Origin of the sequence: Amycolatopsis sp. NPDC051061 (genome assembly GCF_040682935.1) — a bacterium.
Lineage (GTDB): Bacteria > Actinomycetota > Actinomycetes > Mycobacteriales > Pseudonocardiaceae > Amycolatopsis.
This window is the reverse complement of sequence record NZ_JBFBBZ010000003.1, coordinates 321,814-343,017: the sequence shown is the minus strand read 5'-3', so window position 1 is coordinate 343,017 and position 21,204 is coordinate 321,814. Positions and strand designations below refer to the sequence as shown.

Here is a 21,204-nt window from a genome sequence, read left to right as displayed (position 1 = left end):
CCTGAAGCCACACCCGGTCCCTGGTCCACGGAGCGCGCCGGTCCGGCGCGCTCCGGCGGACTCCGACGAGAACGGAACATCCCGTGGCGGAACCCGCCTCCGGAAACGGCACCAGCCGCCGGACGAAGCGGCGCAAGCGCAGCCGTCGCAAGAACCCCGACGGCACGATGACGCTCATCGAGCACATCTACGAGTTCCGCCGCCGCCTGGGCTTCGCGCTGCTCGCGGTCGTCATCGGCGGGATCGTCGGCTTCTTCTGGTTCAGCACCAAGGTGGGCCCGATCCCGTCGCTCGGCGAGATCGTCAAGGACCCCTACTGCGCCATCCCGCCGGATCGCCGTCTCAACGGCTACCAGGGCTGCCAACTGCTGCAGACCGTGCCGTTCGAAGCGTTCATGATCCAGCTCAAGGTCGGCCTCGCCGCCGGCGCCGTGCTGTTCTCGCCCCTCTGGCTCTACCAGGTGTGGGCGTTCATCGCACCCGGCCTCTACTCGAAGGAGCGCAAGTACGCGCTGACCTTCGTCGGGTTCGCGTCGGTGCTGTTCGCCGGCGGCGCGGTGCTCGCGTACCTGCTGTTCCCGCACGCCCTGCAGCTGCTCATGGGCTTCGGGCAGGAAGAGTTCATCACCGCGCTGACCGCGGACAAGTACATCTCGTTCATGCTGTCGCTGCTGATCATCTTCGGGATCAGCTTCGAGCTTCCGTTGCTCGTGGTGATGCTCAACCGCGTCGGTGTGGTCAAGTACCGGCAGCTGAAGAAGTGGCGCCGGGGCATCGTGTTCGGGCTGTTCGTCTTCGCCGCCTTCGTCACTCCCGGGTCGGACCCGTTCTCGATGCTCGGTCTGGCCGGTGCGCTGACCGTGCTGTTCGAGCTGTCCATCCAGATCGCCCGCGTCCACGACCGCAAGAAGGACCGGGAACGCCACGACGAGGGCTGGGACCAGCTCGACGACGACGAAGCCGCGCCGTTCGAGTACACGCCGAGCAAGGTGGATGACGAGCCGTCCGCGCCGACCGCGTCCGGCGGCCGCTCGACGACCGACGACATCACCTAGTGGGGATCCACGCCGCGCTCGCCGTACACCCGGCCTCGGGGCACGGCGCGGCCGCGCGCATCGCGGACACCGTCGCCGAGCGGCTGCGCGTGGCCGTCGACCGCCTCGACGTGCTGGTCGCCAACACCGTCGAAGAGTCCCGCGAGCTGACGCGGACCTCCCACGCCGCCGGCCTCGACGTCCTGATCGTCCTCGGCGGCGACGGCGCCGCCCACCAAGGCGTCCAGTTCTGCGCGAACCACGACGTCGCGCTCGGCCTGGTCCCGGCGGGCACCGGCAACGACTTCGCCCGCGCCCTCGGCATGCCCGGCGAGCCGCTGCCCGCCGTCGACGCGCTGGTGGCGGCCCTGCGCTCGGGGGCCCGGCGGCGCATCGACCTCGGCCGCGCCGGCGACACGTGGTTCGCGACGGTCCTGTGCGCGGGTTTCGACGCGAGCGTGAACGAACGCGCCAACCGGATGCGCTGGCCGTCCGGGCCGCGCCGCTACGACCTCGCGATCCTCGCCGAGCTGGCGGCGTTCCGCTCCCGCCCGGTGGTGGTCGACACGGGCACCGAACGCCTGGAACTCGACGCGACCCTCGTGGCGGTCGGAAACACCCGCTTCTACGGCGGCGGCGTCCCGATCTGCCCGACCGCGGACCCGGAGGACGGCGTCTTCGACGTGACGGTGGTGGGGGACTTGACCCGCCGCGGCCTGATCCGCATGCTGCCGGGCCTGCGCACCGGCAAGCACCTCACCCACCCGGCGGTCCGCACCCTGCGCGCCCGGTCGGTCTCGCTGACGGGCAACAGCTGGCCGGCCTACGCCGACGGCGAGCCCCAGGGAAACGTGCCGGTGACGGTCACCTGCGTCCCGGGCGCGCTGACGGTCCTGGCTTAACGCTCGTAGCCGCCCGCGCGCGCCACCAGCTGCCGGAAGTGCGCCGGCGTCAGCAGCCGCCCGGCGTCGGAGAAGTAAACCCCGCCGCAGCGGTGGCAGAACCAGCCCTGCTCCCACAGCTGCGTCGCCGCCGGCACCCCGCGCCGCTGCCGCCGGTGCACCCGGACCCGCCGGACGTAGAGCCACCCCAGCACACCGGCCGCGACGAACACGCACAACGACGGCAACGAGATCAGCGCGACCCCCAGCACCCGGGAAGCCGGGCCACCCGGCGGCGGGTCGTCCACCGCCGACAACGGCAACAGCAGAAAACAACTCCCGACCAACGCCAGCGCGACCACCGCCGCCACCAGGCCGCCACCGCGGCGCGGGGGAGGGAAGGGATCCAGCGACCGCGCCACCGCGGTCACCGAAACCCCGCTGACCTGGCTGTTCGTATAAAGCAGACCGTCCCCGGCCGGCACCGCGACCACCGAACCCTGACCACGGAAGAACGAGTGCCCGCCGTGGTAGACGGCCGGCACATGCTGCACCTGGTCCAGCTGTCCGCAGCTCGGACACGGTTCACTCATGCAGCCTCCGACGCCGCCACCCGCACCCCGGTTCCACCCCGCCTCTCAAATGTATAACGACCTATACGGCGGCCGATCGTGGTGATTACTCGCAGCGGTGCCCTATCAAAAAAGAAGCAACGACCGTGGACCGTCACGCCGCGTGCGAACTGTCGGAGGCATGTGGAACCCTGACGAGGTGGCCAGTAGCCCTTCTCAGTCCCCGGCCGAGGCCTATGCGGCCGCTTCGCGCCGAGGGAAGTACCCCCAGCTGACGCGCTTCGCCGCGGAAGCGTCCTTCGAGTTCGACCAGTTCCAGATCCGCGGGTGCGAGGCCCTCGAGGGCGGTCACGGCGTGCTCGTGTGCGCGCCGACCGGGGCGGGGAAGACCGTCGTCGGCGAGTTCGCCGTGCACCTCGCGCTGGCCGAGGGCCGCAAGTGCTTCTACACGACGCCCATCAAAGCGCTGTCGAACCAGAAGTACGGCGATCTCGTCGCCCGGTACGGCGCGGACGCGGTCGGCCTGCTCACCGGCGACACCTCGATCAACGGCAACGCGCAGGTGGTCGTGATGACCACCGAGGTGCTGCGCAACATGCTCTACGCCGGTTCGTCGACGATCACCGATCTCGGGTACGTGGTGATGGACGAGGTCCACTACCTGGCCGACCGCTTCCGCGGGGCGGTGTGGGAAGAGGTGATCCTGCACCTGCCGGAGCACGTCCGCGTGGTCGGGCTGTCGGCCACGGTCAGCAACGCCGAGGAGTTCGGCGAGTGGCTGGTCGAGGTCCGCGGGGACACGACCGTCGTCGTCGACGAGCACCGGCCGGTGCCGCTCTGGCAGCACATGCTCGTCGGGAACCGGCTGCTCGACCTGTTCGCCGGTGAGGACGTCCACGCCCCGGGGGCGGAGCTGCGGATCAACCCGACCCTGCTGCGCCGCACCGAGGAAATCGGCCGCCAGTACGCGCCCGCCGGCTTCCGCGGCGGGCCGCGCGGGCGCCGGGGTCCCCAGTCGCGGATGCCGCGGTTCCGGCCGCCGTCGCGGGTCGAGGTCGTCGAGCAGCTGGATCGGGCCGGGCTGCTGCCGGCGATCGTGTTCATCTTCTCGCGCGCCGGTTGTGACGCCGCGGTCGCGCAGTGCGTCCGGTCGGGGCTGCGGCTCAACGGGCCGGACGAGGTGGACGAGATCCGCCGGATCATCGAGGAGCGGACGTCGGGCCTGCCCGAGGGCGACCTGGGGGTGCTCGGGTACTGGGAGTGGCGGGAGGCCCTCGAACGCGGGATCGCCGGTCACCACGCCGGGCTGCTGCCGGCGTTCAAGGAAACGGTCGAGGAGCTGTTCGTCCGGGGCCTGGTGAAGGCCGTGTTCGCCACGGAGACCCTGGCCCTGGGCATCAACATGCCGGCCCGGACCGTGGTGCTGGAACGGCTGGTCAAGTACAACGGCGAGGCGCACGTCGAGCTGACGCCGGGGGAGTACACCCAGCTCACCGGGCGGGCCGGGCGGCGGGGCATCGACGTCGAAGGCCACGCCGTCGTGGCGTGGCAGCCGGGAGTCGATCCGAAGCAGGTCGCGGGGCTCGCCTCGACGCGGACCTACCCGCTGCGGTCGTCGTTCCGGCCCGGCTACAACATGGCCGTGAACCTGGTCGCCCGCGTCGGCGCGGCCGAGGCCCGTGAGCTGCTGGAGCAGTCGTTCGCCCAGTTCCAGGCCGACCGGTCGGTGGTCGGCACGGCGCGGCGGATCGAGCGGAACAAGGAAGCGCTCAAGGGCTACACGGCCGCGGTGACCGGGGACTTCGCCGAGATGCTCGAGTACGTCGAGCTGCGCGCGAAGCTTTCGGCGCGGGAGAAGGCGTTGTCGCGGCAGAACACGGCGGTGCGCCGCGCCGGGACGGCCGAGTCGCTGGAGAAGCTGCGGAAGGGTGACGTGATCGCGGTGCCGGCGGGCCGGCGGGCGGGGCTGGCCGTGGTCGTCGACCCGGGACTGGACCCGATCCGCGAGCCGCGCCCGGTCGTGGTGACCGAGGATCGGTGGTCGGGGCCGTTGTCGGTGGCCGACTTCCCGGCTCCGGTGGAGGCGCTGGGGCACATCAAGCTGCCCAAGCACATCGAGCTGCGCTCGCCCAAGAGCCGCCGGGACATCGCCTCGGCGTTGCGCGACGCCGGGATTTCGTTGCCTGGCAGGCAACGGCGGCGGTCCGGCGCGAACGAAGACGGCGAGCTGGCGGCGCTGCAGCGGGCCCTGCGCGCGCATCCGTGCCACGGGCTGGCCGAGCGGGAGGCGAACCTGCGCTGGGTCGAGCGGTACGAGCGGCTGACGTCGGAAACCCAGCAGCTGGAGCGGAAGGTCGCCGCGACGACGCACTCTCTGGCGCGGGCGTTCGACCGGATCCTGGCGCTCCTGGGTGAGCGCGGCTATTTGGGGCCGGCTTCGGCGGGTGACGGCGAGGACCGCGTCACCGAGCACGGCCGGCGGCTGACCCGGCTCTACAGCGAGTCCGACCTGCTGGCCGCCGAGTGCATCCGGCACGGCGTGTGGCGCAAGCTCGGGCCGGCCGAGCTGGCCGCGGTCGTTTCGACGCTGGTCTTCGAGGCGCGCCGGGACACCGCGGGGGAGCCGCGGCTGCCCGGTGGGGCGGTGCCCGAGGCGTGGGAAGAGACGGTGAAGCTGTGGGTGGACCTCACCGAGGACGAGCGGCGGCACCGGCTCGACCGCACCCGGGAGCCCGACGCGGGGTTCGCGTGGCCGGTCTACCGCTGGGCGCGTGGCGAGTCGCTGGAGAAGGTGCTCACGGCGGCCGAGGCCAACGGGCAGGAGCTGTCGGCGGGTGACTTCGTGCGCTGGTCGCGTCAGGTCATCGACCTGCTCGACCAGATCCGCGATGTGCTCGGCAAGGGCGATCCGGTGGGCGCGGCGGCGGCCGAGGCGGTGAAGGCGCTGCGGCGGGGCGTCGTCGCCGCGGGTGCCGCGTGAACTCCGTGTTAGGCCTGCTCGCCGGTAGGCGTGGACACGTGTGCTCGGCTCCGACCTGTGGTTGGATCGCCTGCAAGACCGTGTGTACGCGACACTACGGCGGTTTCGGGGTGGACAGCTAGATGAGCGAAGCAGGCGGAGGCAGAAGATGAGCACGCCGTATGGCGGCAACGACCCACAGCAGCCCCAGTACGGGCAGCAGCCGGGCGGCGCGTACCCGCCGAGCGGCCCGCAGGAGCAGCCGCAGTGGGGCCAGCAGCCGCCTTCGTACGACCCGAACCAGCAGCAGTGGGGTCAGCAGCAACCGCCCCAGCAGCAGCCGCCCTACGGCCAGCAGCCCGGCGGGTACACGCCGCCGCAGCAGCCGCAGTGGGGGCAGCAGCCGCCGCCTTACGGCCAGCAGCCGGGCGGGGGTTACCCGCAGAGCGGCCCGCAGGCCCAGCCGGGGTACGGGCAGCAGCCCGGCGGGGGTTACCCGCCGAGCGGGCCTCAGCAGCAGCCGCAGTACGGCCAGCAGCAGCCGCCGCAGGGCGGCCAGTACGACTACGGGCAGCAGCAGTTCCCCGGCCAAGGCGCGCCGGAGGGGGAGCAGCCCGCGAAGTCGAAGAAGGGCCTGCTGATCGGCATCATCGTGCTGGTCGTGGTGGTGGCCGTGGTCGGCGTCCTCGGGTTCGTGGCGCCCGGGTTCTTCAAGACGCAGGTCTTCAACAACACCCAGATGCAGACCGACGTGCAGAAGCTGCTGACCGAGACCTACAAGATCGACGGCGTCACCGGTGTCACCTGCCCGGCCGAGCAGAAGGTCGAGGACGGGGCGAAGTTCGAGTGCACCGCGACCATCGCGGGCAAGCCGCAGCAGATCCCGATCACGGTGAAGGGTGACGGCGGCAACTACGAGGTTTCGCCGCCCGCCACGAAGTAGCTGTGGGCACGAGGTCCGGCCGCCGCGGAATTGCGGTGGCCGGACTTCGTCGTTTCCGGAGATGATCCGGGGATGAGCGACTTCGAGATCCGGACGCTGACCGACGACGAGCTCCGCGGGGCGAGCAACCTGTTCCGCGCGAGCCTGCACGTGCCGCCGAGCGACGACGCCGACTGGGAGCGCGCGGTCCGCGCGTTCCAGCCCGGCGGGACGATCGGGGCGTTCGAGCCGGAGCTCATCGGCACCGCGCGCTCGTTCGACGCGGAGATGACGGTCCCGGGTGGTGCGCGGCTGCCGATGGCCGGCGTGACCGGCGTCGGGGTCCGGGCGGACCGGACCCGGCGGGGCGTGCTGCGGGCGTTGATGACCACGCAGCTGGCGGACTTCGCCGCGCGCGGGGTCGTGCTGGCGAGCCTGCTCGCCTCGGAGGCGCCGATCTACGGCCGGTTCGGCTACGGGCTGGCCCTGCGGTACCGCACGTACAGCGTCGAGCGGCACCGCGCGCGGCTGCGTCCGGACGTGCCGGCGACGGGGGAGATCCGGCTGCTCGAGCTGGACGAGGCCATCCGGGTCTGTCCCGGTGTCTACGAGCGCCTGGCGGGGCGGTCCGGGATGATGTCCCGCCCGGAGGTGCTGTGGCGGCTCTACGAGAACCAGGCGCGCCGCAACCCCCAGCCGGTCAAGGCCGCCGTGCACCACGGCCCGGACGGGCCGGACGGTTTCGCGACCTACTTCGTCAGTGGCCTGCAGGTGCACCCGTGGACGAAGAGCCTGGAGCTGGTGGACATGTTCACCGGCACGCCGGCGGCGTTCGCCGGGCTGTGGCGGTTCCTGCTGGGGATCGACCTGGTCGACCGGATCGTCGCGGAGGCCCGTCCGCTCGACGAGCCGATCGAGCTGATCCTCGACGACCACCGCCTCAGCGCCGTCGAGCGGGTGGGCGACGAGCACTGGGTCCGGCTCGTCGATGTCCCGGCGGCGTTGGCCGCCCGCGAGTACGGGACCGCCGCGTCGGTCGTCGTCGAGGTCACCGACCCGTTGCTGCCCGCAAACTCGGGCGCGTACCGGATCACCCCCGACGGTGCCGAGCGCACCGGTGAGCCGGCGGCGCTGCGGCTCGACGTCACGACTCTCGCGATGCTCTACTTCGGGACGTGGCGGGCGTCCGCGCTGGCCGGTGCGGGCCGGATCGAGGTCCGTGACCCGGCCGCCCCGGCGAACGCCGACGTGCTCTTCGGGACGCGGGTGGCGTCGTGGAGCGGCACGCACTTCTGAGCCGCCGGGTGACCCGGCGGGGAAATGGAGATGCCGCGGCCGGGGCCGGACGGCAGGATCGGCGGCATGACCGACTTCGACGTCCGCCCGGTGGCCGAGGCCGAGCGCCGCGCCACGATGGACCTGCTGGGCCGTTCGCTGCACACCAACCGGATCAGTGACGAGTCCTGGGCCCAGTACGGCGATTCCTGGCCCGCGGCGCACAAGTTCGGCGCGTTCGACGGCGACACCCCGATCGGGATCGCCAGCTCCTACGACACCGAGATCGCGGTACCCGGCGGCGCTGTCCTGCCGCTCGGGGCGGTCGACGGCGTCGGTGTCCGCGCCGACCGCACCCGCCGCGGGGTCCTCACCGCGATGATGGCGACCCAGCTGGCGGACTTCGCCGCGCGCGGAATCCCCTTGGCCGCGCTGCACGCCAGCGAACCCACCATCTACGGCCGGTTCGGCTACGGCTCGGCGACGCTGGGCAAGACGGTGTGGCTGCCGAGGCCCGCGGCCCGGCTCCACGAGCGCGTGCCGGTGGGCGGGGACGTCCGGATGCTCACGCCCGAGGAGGCCGTGAAGGAGATTCCGGGGTTGTACCACCGGATCGGGCTGCACCGGGCCGGGATGATCGGCCGGCCCGCCGAGTGGTGGCCGATCGCGCACGACCGCCTCACCGGACCGGCCGGCAGCCACGTCGTCGCCGTCCACAGTGGACCCGGCGGCGACGACGGGTACGTCGTGTACGACACCGTGGACCGCCGCACGCTGGACTCGCCCGACGAAGGGGCCGTGCTGAAGGTCCGGGAGCTGCAGACCGCGGACCCGGTGGCCCACGCCGCGCTGTGGCGGTTCCTGCTGTCGATCGACCTCGTCTCCGGGGTGCGCTCCCGCTACCGCCCGGTCGACGAGCCGCTGGCCGCGATGCTGGCCGACCACCGCGACGCCCGCACCACCGACGTCGAGGACGACCTGTGGCTGCGGCTCGTCGACGTCGCCACGGCGCTGGCCGCCCGCACGTACCGGGCGGCCGACCCGGTCGTGCTCGCGGTGACCGACGGCCGGCTCCCGGCCAACACCGGGCACTACGAGGTCACCGCGGACGGAGCCCGCCGGACGGACGCGGCCGCGGACCTGGCCCTCGACGCCGACACCCTCGGCATGCTCTACCTCGGCCAGTGGAGCGCGACGGCGCTGGCGCAGGCCGGTCGCATCGAGGTCCGGAACCCGGGTGCCGTCGCGAGCGCCGACGAGCTGTTCACCACGATCGCCGCACCGTGGTGCGGCACGTACTTCTAAGCGCCGGGCAGGGCCTTGAGCAGCCGCTCGACCGAGTTGCCGAGGTTCCACCGCTCGGCCAGCTCGGCGACGCGGTCCGGGTCGGCGGGCGTCGCCGGCACGGTGTCGGGGCGGGACTGCTCCACCGGCGCGTCGACGGCGACCCGGACCACGGTCGGCGCGACGGCCAGGTAGCCGGCGGCGTCGGCGAGCCGCAGGCGCGTCTTGAGCGGGACGCGGGGGTCGCTCGCGGCCGAGGCCTTCAGGAGCGCGTCGAGCGAGCCGAACTGCGTGATGAGCTTGGCCGCGGTCTTCTCGCCGATGCCGGCGACGCCGGGGAGCCCGTCGGACGGGTCGCCGCGCATCATGGACATGTCCGCGTAGGCCGGGCCGGCGGTCTCGCGGGGGAGGCTGTAGCGCTCGGCGATCTCGGCCGGGCCGAGCACCTCGGCCTTGGCCCAGCCCTTGCCGACGTAGATCACCGACGCCGGGGTCGGTTCGGTGCGCACGAGCTGGAACAGGTCCCGGTCGCCGGTGATGACCTCGACCGGGTCCTTCTTCTCGCGGGTGGCCAGTGCGCCGATGACGTCGTCGGCTTCGTAGCCGGCCGCCTCCGCCGTGGCGAACCCGAACGCTTCCAGCAGGTCCAGGATGATCGGGACCTGCGGGGTGAGCGTGTCGGGCACCTCTTCGACGTCGGGGCTCGCGGCGCCGGTCTCCTCGGCCACCCGGTGCGCCTTGTAGCTCGGCAGCAGGTCGGTGCGGAACTTCGGCCGCCAGTCCGCGTCGAGGCAGCACACCAGCCGGGCCGGGTGCCGGTCGGTGAGGATCCGCGCGATCGTGTCGGCGAACCCGCGCACGGCGTTGACCTGCGTCCCGTCGGCGGCGCGCATCGAGTCGGGCAGGGCGAAGAACGAACGGAAGTACAGGCTCGCGGAGTCGAGCAGGGCAAGGGGTCCGGTCACCCGCACAGCCTGCCACGCCCGGCGGGTCCCCGGGGGCAAGCCACGCGCTTCCCGGACGGGCGGTGGACGCGGGGGGAGCCGGGTCACCCGGCCCGGCATGTCGTGGGCCCGGGCGGGCGGACCACCCCGCCCGCCCTACTAGGCTCGCTCTCATGTCGCGCCGTTCCCTCCACACGCCCGCCCCCGACGCCGCCGCGCTGCGCGCCCGCCTGGACCGCGCCCGTTCCGCCGCGGCCGCCGCGGACACCGACGCCCTGCTGATCGCGCCCGGCTCCGACCTGCGCTACCTCATCGGCCAGGCCGGCGGCTCGTTCGAGCGCCTCACCACGCTGGTCGTCCCGGCCGACGGCACGCCCGCGCTGGTCGTGCCGAAGCTGGAGGCGCCCGGCTACGCCGACGTGCCGACCGGCGAACTCGGCGTCGAGCTGCTCACCTGGGTGGACGGCGACGACCCGTACAAGCTGGTCGCGGACCGGCTCGGCAAGCCCGGCCGCGTCGCGGTCAGCGACTTCACCCCGGCCCTGCACGTCCTGGCGCTGCGGGCCGCGCTGCGCGAGGCCGAGCAGACGCTGGCCGGCCCGGTGGTGCGGGAGCTGCGGATGCGCAAGGACGCCGCGGAAATCGCGTCGCTGCGGGACGCCGGCGCGGCCATCGACCGCGTGCACGCCCGGGTCCACGAGTGGCTGCGCCCCGGCCGTACCGAGGCGGAGGTCGGCGCCGACATCGCCGCGGCCATCGTCGAGGAGGGCCACGTCCAGGCCGACTTCGTGATCGTCGGGTCCGGCCCGAACGGCGCGAGCCCGCACCACGACGTCTCCGACCGCGTCATCGAGCGGGGTGACGTCGTGGTCGTCGACATCGGCGGCCCGCTGCCGGCCGGCTACAACTCCGACTCCACCCGCACCTACGCGGTGGGGGAGCCGCGCGACGCCGACGTCGCCGAGACGTACGCGGTGCTGCAGCGCGCCCAGGCCGCCGCGGTGGCCGCGGTCAAGCCGGGTGTCACGGCGGAGGCGGTCGACGCGGCCGCGCGCGACGTCATCGCCGAAGCCGGTTTCGGCGAGTACTTCATCCACCGCACCGGCCACGGCATCGGCCTGGACGTGCACGAGGAGCCGTACATCATCGCCGGCAACGCGCTGCCGCTGGAGCCGGGCATGGCCTTCAGCGTCGAGCCGGGCATCTACCAGCCGGGACGCTGGGGCGCCCGCATCGAAGACATCGTGATCGTCACGGAAGATGGCGTCGAATCGGTCAACAACCAGCCGCACGAGCTCGTCGTGCTGAACGCATGACCGTCGGCGGCCTGGAGCCGCTGGACCAGTCGATCGTCCAGGAGCTCGCGGCCGACGGGCGGCGCAGCTTCACCGACCTCGCCGAGCGGGTCGGGCTGTCGGTGTCGGCGGTGCACCAGCGGGTGCGCCGCCTCGAGCAGCGCGGGGTCATCCTCGGCTACACCGCGCGGCTCGACGGCGAGCAGATCGGCCTGCCCCTGACGGCGCTGATCTCGCTGACGCCCAACGACCCGGGGGCGCCGGACGACTACCCGCAGCGGATCCAGCACATCAAGGAGATCGAGTCGTGCTACTCCGTGGCCGGCGACGAGTCCTACATCCTGCTGGTGCGCGTCCAGTCGCCGCTGGCCCTGGAGGACCTGCTGCGGCGGATCCGCGAGGCCGCGAAGGTGTCGACGAGGACCACGGTGGTGCTCTCTACGCCGTTCGAGGGACGTTCGCCGACGTTCTGACGCCAGTGCCCCGCCCGGCGACCGGGGCACTGGTACGGTAAAAGGTATGGCAACACGTAAGGTCACTCTTTCGCTGGACAGCGGCGCCCTGGAATTCGCCGAACGCGCCGCGAAAGCACACGGGATTTCGGTCTCGTCCTGGCTGTCGAAGGCAGCCCGGCGCGAGGCGGTTCGCACGGGCTACATCCCGCGGAAGCCGGAGCCGGTCTTCGCGGAATCGGACGAGGCCGAGCGCACCGCGGCGGAGAAGGATCTGCGTGCGCAGGGGTGAAGTCTGGACGTACCACCCCCCGACCGAACCGGCCCGGCAACGCACCGTGGTGCTGCTGTCCTCGGACGGGGTGAACGAGTCCGAGCGCCCCTGGCTGCTCGGCACCGAACTGCTCGAACGCGACCCACAGGACATCCTCGGCGTGGCGATCGACGCCCGATACTGGGTGTCGACGCTCAACCTGACCCGGCTCTACCGCCCGTGGTTCGACGAGCGCATCGCCGAGATCGACCTGGACGTCCAAGAACGCATCGACATCGCCCTGCGAGCCGCCCTCGACCTTTGAGTGTATAACGGCCTATACCACTCGGCAGATTTGAAGAACCAATGATCCGGCAAGTACACCCGTGACCACTCAAACCTGCTCGGAAACGAGAGGTCAGCGGGCCACGACCTCCGGGGCCGCGTGCAGCTTTCCGTCCGCGCCCGCCAGGCAGGACGCGTTGCCGTCGCGGGCCGTGAGGAACTCCGTGAGGCAGTTCGCGATCGCCGCGTGGCCGGCCGCGTTGGGGTGGAACGACTCCTGCAGCGCGTGGCCCGCGCGCTCGGCTTGACCGAGGTCCGCCAGCTGCAGGGTCAGGCGGGTGAACCACTCCGTCGCCGGGTTGGCGCCGCCGCTGCACGCTTCGTGTTTCGCGCCGGCCTTCGCCAGGTCCAGGAACCGCGCGCCGGTCTGCTGGGCGGCCGTCTTCAGACCCGCCGACAGCATCCCAATCCCGGTCTGGGAGATCCACTGCAGGTCTTCGACGCGGAAGGGGCAGCCGTTGAGGCTGCGCAGGTCTTCGGGGAGGTCGGGTCCGATCGGGGCGGCGTAGGACTGCAGGATCAGCTGGTAGTCGGCCGGGACGTACCCGGCGGAAGCCAGCACCTTCTTCACGTCCGAGACGGCGGTGGTGACCTTCGGCACCATGGCGTCCACTTTGGACTGCCAGGTCTGCTTGAGCGCGGTGCTGCACGGCGGGCCGCCGACGTTGAACCACGCCTTGAAGCAGTCGGTGACCTGGTTGGAGAACTTCGGCTCGTCGTTCGCGCCGACCGCGATCACGACGGCGGCGACGCGGTGGTCCTTGACCAGCGCGGCCAGCTGCTGCGCCTGGGAAGGTTCGGTCCACTGCTTGACGTCGCCGAGTGCGACCTGTTCGGCGGGCGCGCCGGAGCAGCCGAGGTTGACGTGGGCGGTGATGCCGGGGGCGGTGATCTTGTCGACGAAGGCGTTGGGGGAGCGGTGGCACCAGTTGCCGCCTTGGCCGTTGGTGGTGGCGGTGTACTGGCCGGCGCCTTCGCCGGAGACGGTGCTGTCGCCCATCGCGACGACGGTGAGCGGTCCGGTGCCGGGTGGGCCCTGTCGCGGCTGGGGTTGCCCGTTTTTGCTTTCGGAGCCGAAGAAGACGAAGAAGCCGGCCAGCAGGGCCACGCAGGCGAGGACCAGGGCCCCCCAGTACCACTTGAGACGTCGCATCGTCGTCGAGTCTACGGATCGGTGATCGGGTGGGGGTGCGTCACCGGTCACGCCGAGCGGGCGATGGCCCGGCGGGGGACCAGTTCGACGGGCAGTTCCCGGACGCCGAAGATCATCGGTGAGGGGTAGCCGATCTGGACGCCGTCGCGGACGCGGATGTCGGCGAAGCGGTCCAGCAGTTGTTCGAACACGACCCGGCCTTCGAGCCTCGCGAGGGGTGCGCCGAGGCAGAAGTGGACGCCGCCGCCGAAGGCGAGGTTGGTTTCCTTGCGGGGGCGGGGGTCGAACTCGGCTGCGCGGGTGTGGTGGCGTGGGTCGCGGTTGGCGCCGAGGACCCAGGGGGTGACCATCGACTTGGCGGGGATGGTGACGCCGCCGAGTTCGACGTCGGTGGTGCTGATCCGCAGCAGGCGCATGATCGGGGGCCGGTGGCGGGTGACTTCGTCGAGGAGGCTGGGTATGAGGCCGTGGTCGCGGCGGACCGCGGCGGCGGCGTCGGGGTACTCGTGCAGGGACAGCACGGTGTTGCCGAGCATCATGGTGGTGGTGATGTGCCCGGCGGCCAGCAGCAGCGAGGCGAAGTTGAGGACTTCGTGGTCGGCGAGGCGTTCGCCGTCGACTTCGGCGTGGGCGAGGGCGCTGAAGAGGTCGTCTTCGGGATTGCGTCGTCGCTGGGCGAGCAGGGCGGACAGGTAGGCGTCCATGACGTCGGTGAGGGAGGTGCCGTCTTCCTGGGGGCCGCCGCCGGCGAGCAGGGCGTCGGCCCAGCCGCGGTAGAGGGTGCGGTCTTCGGGTGGGATGCCGATGAGGTCGCCGATGACGGCGACGGGTAGGGCGTAGGCGAGGTCGCGGATGAGGTCGGGGTCGTCGCGTTCGGCCATTTCGGTGATGAGGGTGCCGGTGGCGGTCACGATCCGTGGTTCGAGGTCGGCCACGACTTTGGGGGTGAAGGCTTTGCTGACGAGTTTCCGCAGCCGGTGGTGAACCGGTGGGTCGACGGCCGCCATATTGCCGCGGACGGCTTCGGCGGTGTCCGGGAGCAGTAATCCGGGGTCGGAGGAGAATGTCTGGTGGTCGGTGAAAATACGGCGGACGTCGGCGTGGCGGAATACGTGCCAGGTGTCGTCGTCATCGGCGATGACCGGGTGGTTCTCGCGCATCTCGTCGACCCACGCGAACAGCGCGGCTCCGCCGTCTTCCAGGGACGGTGGGCGGACTTCGGGCGAGCTCATCCCGCGACTCCTTTGCTGAAATCGATTTCGTCGGAAAGAAGAGAATTACTTGTTGGCATTGAACAGGCTATTGGCGTTACCGGTTGGACGTCAACAAGAAAAGGTGACGATATTCGTCAACGAAATGGGCTTGTCGATCAACTTTGGATGTCAATCCGGCGAGAGCGGGCAACCCGCCTGATTCCGGACGCGCTATCCCGCTTCGGTGAGGTCGGTGGTGGCCGCCAGTTCGGCGGCGACGTCCGCGATGACCGGGATCGCCGGGTTGTCGTGGCCGGGCAGCCACACCAGTTCGGTCCGGGCCACGTCGTCTTGCAGTGGCACGAAGGCGACCCCGCTGCGTCGGAGGCTGTGTGACGAGCGGGTCAGCCGCGTGACGCCGACCCCGGCGGCGACGAGGCCCAGCAGTCCTTGCACGGTGGCGGCCCGCTGGACGACTCGCGGGGTGAAGCCGGCGGCGGCGAAGTCGGCGTCGTAGCTGTGGTGCCAGGGTTCCCAGCTGGTGCGCGGCGTCAGGACCCACGGTTCCCCCGCCAGGTCCGCCAGCTTCAGCGACGCGCGCCCGGCGAGCGGGTGGCCGGTGGGGAGGACGGCGCACACCTCCTCGGTCAGCAACGTGCGTGAGGCGAGGCCGGTGACCAGCGGGGGCCGGGTGAACGCGAGGTCGAACCGGCGTTGGCGCAGGCCGTCGACGAGTTCGGCGATGGCCGCTTCGGCCGTCGTCACCTCGAGGTCGGGGAACCGTTCGCGGACGGCGCGGACGATCGGGGGCAGCAGGTAGTTCGCCGTCGTGGTGAGGAACGCGAGCCGTACGGTGCCGATCTCGCCGCGCACGGCCCGGCCGAGCGTCGCGACGGCTTCGTCGGCGCGGGCCAGGACGGCACGCGCTTCCGGGAGGAAGAGCTGTCCGACGGCGGTGAGGCGGGTGCCGCGGGCGTCGCGGTCGAACAGCCGGGCGCCGAGGCTTCGCTCGAGGACGGTGATCTGTTGCGAGAGCGACTGTTGCGCGATGTGCAGGCCGGTGGCGGCGCGGGTAAAGCTGGTTTCGTCGGCGACGGCGACGAAGTAGCGAAGCTGTCGCAGCTCGGGGGTCACAGGCTCGGACTGTAGCCCCGGCAGGAGATCGGTGTTGGCGGCGCGGTGGTGATCGTCCGCAGGATGGCGGGGAGGACACCACTGGGAGGAAGACGAAGATGACGAACACCGACGGCCGCGTCTGGTTGATCACCGGCTGCTCGGCCGGGTTCGGCCGGGAGATCGCGGTGGCCGCGCTGGCCGCGGGCGACCGGGTGCTGGCGACGGCACGGCGGCCGGAGACGCTCTCCGAGCTGCGGGAACGTGGCGGTGACCGGGTCCGGACCGCGGCCTTGGACGTCACCGACACCGGGCAGGTCGATGCCGCGGTGAAGACGGCGCTCGAGGAGTTCGGCCGGATCGACGTCGTGGTCAACAACGCCGGCAACGGTTCGGTCGGCGCGGTCGAGGAGCTGACGCTGGAGGAGCTGCGCGCGCTGATGGACGTGATGTTCTTCGGTGCGGTGGCGGTGACGAAGGCGGTGTTGCCGCACCTGCGTGCGCAGGGCAGCGGCACGGTCGTGCAGATCAGTTCGATGGGCGGGCAGCTGTCGATGCCCGGCTACGGCGCCTACTGCGCGACGAAGTACGCGCTGGAGGGCCTGTCCGAAGCCCTCGCCGAAGAGGTGAAGCCGTTCGGGGTGAAGGTGCTGATCGTGGAGCCGGGCGCGTTCCGGACGGAGTTCGGTGGCGGCCGGATGCACCGGTCCCGCACGATCGATGCCTACGCCGTGTCGACCTCGGGCACGCGGGACGCGGTCGAGACCATGGACGGCACCCAGCCGGGCGACCCGGTGAAGGCGGCCGCGGCGATCGTGCGGGCGGTCGGCAGCGACGACGCGCCACTGCACCTCGCGCTGGGCGCGGACGCGGTGGAGGCGATCCGGGCCCAGCACGAGTCCCTCGCCGCTGATCTGGCGGCGTGGGAGGACGTCAGCCGGTCGACGGCGCTGGATTAGGCGGGGTCCTGCAGGAGGCCGAGGACGTTGCCGTCGGCGTCGGTGAAGGTGGCCACGAGGCGGCCGTTGCCGACGTCCTTCGGCTCGTCGTTCACCTTCGCTCCCGCCGCGGTCACCTCGGCCAGCTTGGCCTGGATGTCGGCGACCTCCCAGTAGGTGATCGGCGAGGTCATGCCCGAGTTCGGCACCAGGCCGATGTGCTGGCCGCCGGCGTCGTAGCCGACGTAGTAGGGCGAGTCGGCCTGGGGTTCGATGCCGAGCAGGGCGGTGTAGACGGCCTTGGCGGCGGCCAGGTCGGCGACGGGGTGCAGGACGGTCTTGATCCCCTGGGTGCTCATCGGTGCTCCTGAAGTCGGTGGTGCGGTACGACGACGACGGTATTCGTGGTCCGCTGACCAGCGCTTCTCGATTCCTGATCGGTTGCTGTTCGCTAGTCGAGCAGTGCGGTGAGCACTCCGTCGAGGAGGCGGACGCGGCGGTCGGCGATGCGGTGCACGTCGTCGTCGTGGGTCGCGACGATCACCGCCGCGCCTTCGATGGCGCAGCGGCGCAGCAGCCGCAGGACCCGGGGTGTGCTGCCCGCGTCCAGGTGGGCGGTCGGCTCGTCGGTGAGCAGGACCCGGGGGCGGCCGGCGACCGCGCGGGCCAGGGCGACGCGCTGCTGCTGCCCGAAGGACACTTCGAGGGGGTAGCGGTCGCCGAGCTCGCCGATGCCCAGCTCGTCGAGCAGGTCGGTGACCCGGTGCCGGATCGCCGCGGGGGACGGGCGGGGGATGTCCGAGCGCAGCCGCAGCGGGAGAGCGACGTTTTCGGCGATCGTCAGCTCGTTGGCGAGCCCGAGTGCCTGCGGCAGGACGGCGCAGGTGTGCCACGGCGGGGCGCCGCTGATGGGGACGCCGTCGAGCAGCACGCAGCCGGAGTCGGGGGAGTCGAACCCGCACAGCAGGGCCAGCAGGGCGCTTTTGCCGGAGCCGGAGCGGCCCGAGACCGTGACGAGTTCGCCGGCGGCGACGCGCAGTTCGAGGCCGCGCAGCACCTCGATGTCGCCGCTGGGGTGGGCGAAGCTGCGGCGCAGCCCGACGGCTTCCAGCATGGACGGCACGGCTTCCGCGGTCATGGGCGGGGCTTCCGTTCTTCGACGCCGTCGAGGGTGCCCTTGTGCAGCCGGGCCACGCGTGCGCCGAGGTCGATGAGGCGTTCGTCGTGCGAGGCGACCAGCACGGCGAAGTCCTGGTCCACGAGGTACTGCAGGGTTTCCAGCACGAGGTCGGCCGAGGCTTCGTCGAGCTGGGAGGTCGGTTCGTCGGCGAGGATGACCGTCGAGCGGGCGGCGAGCACGCACCCGAAGGCGAGCCGTTGCTGCTGTCCGCCGGAGAGCGCGGAGATTTTCCAGTCGCCGGTGCCGTGCAGGCCGAGCTGGGCCAGGATGTCTTCGGCGTTGCAGTCGGTTCCGGCGGCTTCGGCCGCGGCGCGCAGGTTTTCTGCCACCGACAGGTAGCCGAGCAGGTTGTCGGACGGGTTCTGGAACACCAGCCCCAGGTGGTGGCGCCGCAGGGCGCGCCGTTCGCGGTGCTTGAGCTTGCGGACGTCGGCGCCTTGGAAGGTCAGCGTGCCGCGCGCGGGCTGTTCGAACAGGCCCAGCACGCGCAGCAGCGTCGACTTCCCGGAACCCGACGGCCCGGCGAACACGGTCATGCCGCGCGCGGGGACGTCGAAGCTGACGTCGTCGACGCCGGTGACGACCCCGGCCGGGGTCGGGTAGTCGACGCCGATGCCGCGCAGGGAGAAGATCGGTTTGTCAGGCACGGATCAGCTCCGCGGTCCGGGCGGTGCGCACCGAGCGCACCGCGATCCAGCCGGCCAGGCCCACCACGAGCACGCCGATGACCAGGACGGTCAGCACGAACGGCAGCGGGTCGGGCAGTTCCGAGCGGGGTGCGAGGAAGGTCGCCGGGTCGAACCGCGGCACCGAGAGGCCGGCGACCGAGATCCCGCACACCACCCCGACGACGATCGCCACGCCGCTCAGCGCGCCCAGTTCCATCAGGTGGCTCGCCAGCAGCGTCCGCGGCCGCATGCCCATCCGCAGCACCAGTGCCCCGGAGAGGGCGTTCTGCCGTCGCCGGACCTCGACCGCCACCAGCAGCGCGAGGATCGCGACGACCCCGAGGACCGCGCCGAGCAGCGCCACGAAGGAGAACGTCCACGACACGACGAAGAACGGCAGGCTGTCCAGTGCGGTCTCGCGGCTGATCCGGTTCGGGATGAACACGCCGGCGGCGCGCAACGCGGCGGTCGCGTCGGCCAGCGGCGCGCCGGTCAGGACGCTCCACTTCGGGATCCGGTCCAGCTGACCGTGGTCGAGGGCAGTGCGGGAGACGACGTAGCCGGGTGAGGTGCCGATCATCGGGAACACCGGCAGGTCGGCGACGGTGACGGCGTCGCGCAGCCCGTCGGGCAGCTGGGGCTTCTGCTTGGCGGTGTGGCCGACGCGGATGACGGGCGTGCCCTGGGGGTTCGGCTGGGAGATCTGCCTCAGCAGTCCGTCGAGGTCGCCGGCGGGAACGTCGCCGACGGCGGCGCCCTTGGTGAACGTCGCGGGGTCCACGACCAGCACGACGCTGCCGGTGCCGGTGAGCTCGCCGACGACGGTGCTGGTGCCCGCCAGCGCGGCGGGCATCGCGACGGTGCCCATGCCGATCGGGCTGTCGGTGTCGAGGCGGGCGTTGCCGCCGACGAAGATCGCCGACTTCGTGTCGAGCGCGGCCTCTTGGCCGTCGGCGATACCGATGCCGGTGGCCAGCGTGCCGATGGCGAGGGTGCCGATGACCAGGACGCCGGTGACCGGGGCGCGGGCGCTGGCCAGCCGCCGGATCGCCAGCTGCAGCGCGGGGCGCGACCAGAACCGGGCCCGGTGGGAGGCGTGCAGGGCCAGCCACGCCAGGCGCGCGGTCAGCAGGCCGACGGTCAGCACGACGAACACCGGGTAGGTCAGGGCCAACGGGTCGACTTGGGGTAATGGATTTCCGAGGCGGGAGCCGGTGCTGTAGTGGGCCAGGCGGGTCCAGCCGAGCCACGCCATGCCGGCCGTCGCGAGCTCCCACGGGAAGTACCCCAATAGCCGCATCCGGTTGCCTTCCCGGCGGAGGCGGCCGAGTTCGAACTCCCGGTGCGCCCGGACGGCGACGACCAGGGCCAGCAGCGCGAGCGACACGACCAGCACGCCGGCCGCGACGATGCCGGCGCGCAGCTCGGCGTCGGGGTCGGGCGCGCCGGGTGGGCCGTACACGCCGAGCAGCAGCCGGGCCGCGATCGCGCCGAGCGCGCCGCCGAGCAGGATCGGCAGGCCGAGTTCGGCGACGGCGAGACCACCGAGGGCGCCCGGGCCGCTGCCGCGCGCGGAGAGCAGCCGCAGCTGCGCGTGGCGGCGCTGGTACCACTGCAGGGCGACCGTGCCGAGGCCCGCGCAGCCGACCAGGACGCTGATCAGCGCGAGGGGCAGGATCGAGACGAACACGTTGTCCTGGGCCTGGCGGCCGATCTGCACCGAGCGGTCGAACGTCGGGACGTCGGCGGCGACCAGGTTCCCGAGCCCTTGGGCGGTGAGGTCCGCGCGGACGTCGGCGACCAGGTCGTGGGAGCGTTGCAGCAGGTCTTCGGCCGCGCTGAGGGTGGTCGGAGCGGGCTCGTAGAACGAGATGTGGAAGTACTGCATCTTCGGCAGGCCGATCGCCTTGATCGTGTTGTCGAACGTCTTGCGGTCGGTGGCGAAGACGATCGAGTCGATGGGGTCGTTGGCGAGCCGGTCGACGACGGCGCCGGACTGCTGTGAGCACCACCAGCGCGGCGGCGGGTCGAGCAGGTCGCGGTAGATGCCGGTGACCGGCGGCAGCGGGATGCCCTGGATGCTGGGCTTGGTGCCGACCCCGATGTGCTCGGCGCCGGCGACGACGTTGCCCAGCCACAGCCCGGGCGCGCGGCTGCCCTGCTGCAGCGCCAGGTTGTCCAGACCGGCTTGGTCGCGGTAGGCGAGGCGGACCTTGTAGTTCGGGTCGCCGTTGAACTGGGTGCCGAACAGGACGGTGGTGTACTGGCCGACGACGGGTGCGCCGAAGCCGTGCGCGCCGGCGTGGCGCTGTACCGCGCTGGTCAGTGCCGGGATGTTCTGGACGGGGATGTTGCCCTTGCCGAAGACCGGGCCGTAGCTGTCGGGGCAGGTGATCCCGGTCTGGTAGGCGATCGTCGCGCCGCCGGCCGCGGAGGCCTGCAGGACCGCGGCGGTACCGAGGAAGCAGGCGAGCAGCGAGGTCACCGCCGCGACGATCAGGGTGAGCGGGCTGGAGAGGGCGGCCTTCGGGGCCGCGCGCCACGGCTTGGTCACTCTGCGCTGTCCATTCTTCCCCCATTTCACCCGCATGGACGCGCACGCTACCGGCAGATCGCAGGAGGTGGCACGTTTTTGTATCCGATTGTTGCTCACACGCGGTCATCGACGCACGAATCGGGAACGAGCAACGCGTGCGGCCATCCGGCCGGTTTAATGGTCTAGACCTTGACGTCGATATTGGTC

20 protein-coding genes are annotated in these 21,204 nt (G+C 71.7%); 11 read left to right on the top strand and 9 right to left on the bottom strand.

The window, feature by feature from the left end; all coding sequences use genetic code 11:
- Positions 1-83 precede the first annotated feature (83 nt).
- Together tatC and AB0N03_RS06260 are read left to right on the top strand one after the other, a co-directional pair.
- Entirely contained in the window at positions 84-1,055 is a 972-nt protein-coding gene (gene tatC, locus AB0N03_RS06265) for a twin-arginine translocase subunit TatC (RefSeq protein WP_364366214.1), read from the top strand.
- Entirely contained in the window at positions 1,055-1,936 is an 882-nt protein-coding gene (locus tag AB0N03_RS06260) for a diacylglycerol kinase family protein (protein WP_364366212.1), read from the top strand. Before tatC ends, AB0N03_RS06260 begins: the two co-directional genes overlap by 1 nt.
- On the opposite strand, the gene AB0N03_RS06255 is transcribed toward AB0N03_RS06260, so the two are convergent.
- Complete coding sequence (locus AB0N03_RS06255) at positions 1,933-2,508, bottom strand: hypothetical protein (protein WP_364366210.1); 576 nt, start codon at positions 2,506-2,508, stop codon at positions 1,933-1,935. The genes AB0N03_RS06260 and AB0N03_RS06255 overlap by 4 nt on opposite strands.
- A gap of 178 nt (positions 2,509-2,686) precedes the next feature.
- Between AB0N03_RS06255 and AB0N03_RS06250 the strand changes: the two genes are divergently transcribed.
- From AB0N03_RS06250 to AB0N03_RS06235, 4 genes are all read left to right on the top strand, one after another.
- Positions 2,687-5,467, top strand: a complete 2,781-nt coding sequence (locus AB0N03_RS06250) for a DEAD/DEAH box helicase (RefSeq protein WP_364366295.1) — start codon at positions 2,687-2,689, stop codon at positions 5,465-5,467.
- A 148-nt stretch (positions 5,468-5,615) separates the two neighbouring features.
- Positions 5,616-6,389, top strand: coding sequence for a DUF4333 domain-containing protein (locus AB0N03_RS06245; protein WP_364366208.1), 774 nt, complete (start codon positions 5,616-5,618; stop codon positions 6,387-6,389).
- A gap of 72 nt (positions 6,390-6,461) precedes the next feature.
- A complete protein-coding gene (locus AB0N03_RS06240; RefSeq protein ID WP_364366207.1) occupies positions 6,462-7,664 on the top strand; it encodes a GNAT family N-acetyltransferase in 1,203 nt (400 codons plus the stop codon).
- Positions 7,665-7,730: 66 nt separating this feature from the next.
- The gene (locus AB0N03_RS06235; RefSeq protein ID WP_364366206.1) at positions 7,731-8,948 is read left to right on the top strand and encodes a GNAT family N-acetyltransferase; all 1,218 of its coding nucleotides are present in this window, start codon (positions 7,731-7,733) and stop codon (positions 8,946-8,948) included.
- Here the strand turns inward: AB0N03_RS06235 and AB0N03_RS06230 are convergent.
- The gene (locus tag AB0N03_RS06230) at positions 8,945-9,892 is read right to left on the bottom strand and encodes a 5'-3' exonuclease (protein ID WP_364366204.1); all 948 of its coding nucleotides are present in this window, start codon (positions 9,890-9,892) and stop codon (positions 8,945-8,947) included. The genes AB0N03_RS06235 and AB0N03_RS06230 overlap by 4 nt on opposite strands.
- A 152-nt stretch (positions 9,893-10,044) precedes the next feature.
- Between AB0N03_RS06230 and AB0N03_RS06225 the strand changes: the two genes are divergently transcribed.
- From AB0N03_RS06225 to AB0N03_RS06210, 4 genes are read left to right on the top strand one after another with little or no spacing between them, the layout of a single operon-like run.
- Positions 10,045-11,187 (top strand): Xaa-Pro peptidase family protein, encoded by a 1,143-nt coding sequence (locus AB0N03_RS06225; RefSeq protein WP_364366203.1) that lies wholly within the window; start codon positions 10,045-10,047, stop codon positions 11,185-11,187.
- Complete coding sequence (locus tag AB0N03_RS06220; protein WP_247023285.1) at positions 11,184-11,639, top strand: Lrp/AsnC family transcriptional regulator; 456 nt, start codon at positions 11,184-11,186, stop codon at positions 11,637-11,639. Before AB0N03_RS06225 ends, AB0N03_RS06220 begins: the two co-directional genes overlap by 4 nt.
- 46 nt (positions 11,640-11,685) lie before the next feature.
- Positions 11,686-11,910: a hypothetical protein gene (locus AB0N03_RS06215; RefSeq protein ID WP_364366201.1), complete on the top strand. Its 225-nt coding sequence runs from the start codon at positions 11,686-11,688 to the stop codon at positions 11,908-11,910.
- On the top strand, positions 11,897-12,196 hold the full coding sequence (locus AB0N03_RS06210; protein WP_247023286.1) for a hypothetical protein: 300 nt from the start codon (positions 11,897-11,899) through the stop codon (positions 12,194-12,196). Before AB0N03_RS06215 ends, AB0N03_RS06210 begins: the two co-directional genes overlap by 14 nt.
- Positions 12,197-12,289: 93 nt before the next feature.
- On the opposite strand, the gene AB0N03_RS06205 is transcribed toward AB0N03_RS06210, so the two are convergent.
- The 3 genes from AB0N03_RS06205 to AB0N03_RS06195 all read right to left on the bottom strand — a co-directional run bounded on the left by AB0N03_RS06205 (position 12,290) and on the right by AB0N03_RS06195 (position 15,696).
- Positions 12,290-13,369 carry a GDSL-type esterase/lipase family protein gene (locus AB0N03_RS06205; protein WP_364366199.1) on the bottom strand — a complete coding sequence of 360 codons (1,080 nt, stop codon included), beginning with the start codon at positions 13,367-13,369 and terminating at the stop codon, positions 12,290-12,292.
- A gap of 47 nt (positions 13,370-13,416) precedes the next feature.
- Positions 13,417-14,601, bottom strand: a complete 1,185-nt coding sequence (locus AB0N03_RS06200) for a cytochrome P450 (protein ID WP_364366197.1) — start codon at positions 14,599-14,601, stop codon at positions 13,417-13,419.
- 192 nt (positions 14,602-14,793) lie between these two features.
- Entirely contained in the window at positions 14,794-15,696 is a 903-nt protein-coding gene (locus tag AB0N03_RS06195; protein ID WP_364366195.1) for a LysR family transcriptional regulator, read from the bottom strand.
- Positions 15,697-15,794: 98 nt separating this feature from the next.
- On the opposite strand from AB0N03_RS06195, the gene AB0N03_RS06190 reads away from it, so the two are divergent.
- Positions 15,795-16,634, top strand: coding sequence for an oxidoreductase (locus AB0N03_RS06190; RefSeq protein ID WP_364366193.1), 840 nt, complete (start codon positions 15,795-15,797; stop codon positions 16,632-16,634).
- Here AB0N03_RS06190 and AB0N03_RS06185 read toward each other — a convergent pair.
- From AB0N03_RS06185 to AB0N03_RS06170, 4 genes are all read right to left on the bottom strand, one after another.
- Positions 16,631-16,972: a VOC family protein gene (locus tag AB0N03_RS06185; RefSeq protein WP_364366191.1), complete on the bottom strand. Its 342-nt coding sequence runs from the start codon at positions 16,970-16,972 to the stop codon at positions 16,631-16,633. The two genes, AB0N03_RS06190 and AB0N03_RS06185, sit on opposite strands and share 4 nt — an antisense overlap.
- Positions 16,973-17,064: 92 nt before the next feature.
- Entirely contained in the window at positions 17,065-17,751 is a 687-nt protein-coding gene (locus tag AB0N03_RS06180; protein ID WP_364366188.1) for an ATP-binding cassette domain-containing protein, read from the bottom strand.
- A complete protein-coding gene (locus tag AB0N03_RS06175; RefSeq protein ID WP_364366186.1) occupies positions 17,748-18,440 on the bottom strand; it encodes an ATP-binding cassette domain-containing protein in 693 nt (230 codons plus the stop codon). Before AB0N03_RS06175 ends, AB0N03_RS06180 begins: the two co-directional genes overlap by 4 nt.
- Entirely contained in the window at positions 18,433-21,015 is a 2,583-nt protein-coding gene (locus AB0N03_RS06170; protein ID WP_364366183.1) for an FtsX-like permease family protein, read from the bottom strand. Before AB0N03_RS06170 ends, AB0N03_RS06175 begins: the two co-directional genes overlap by 8 nt.
- Positions 21,016-21,204 lie beyond the last annotated feature (189 nt).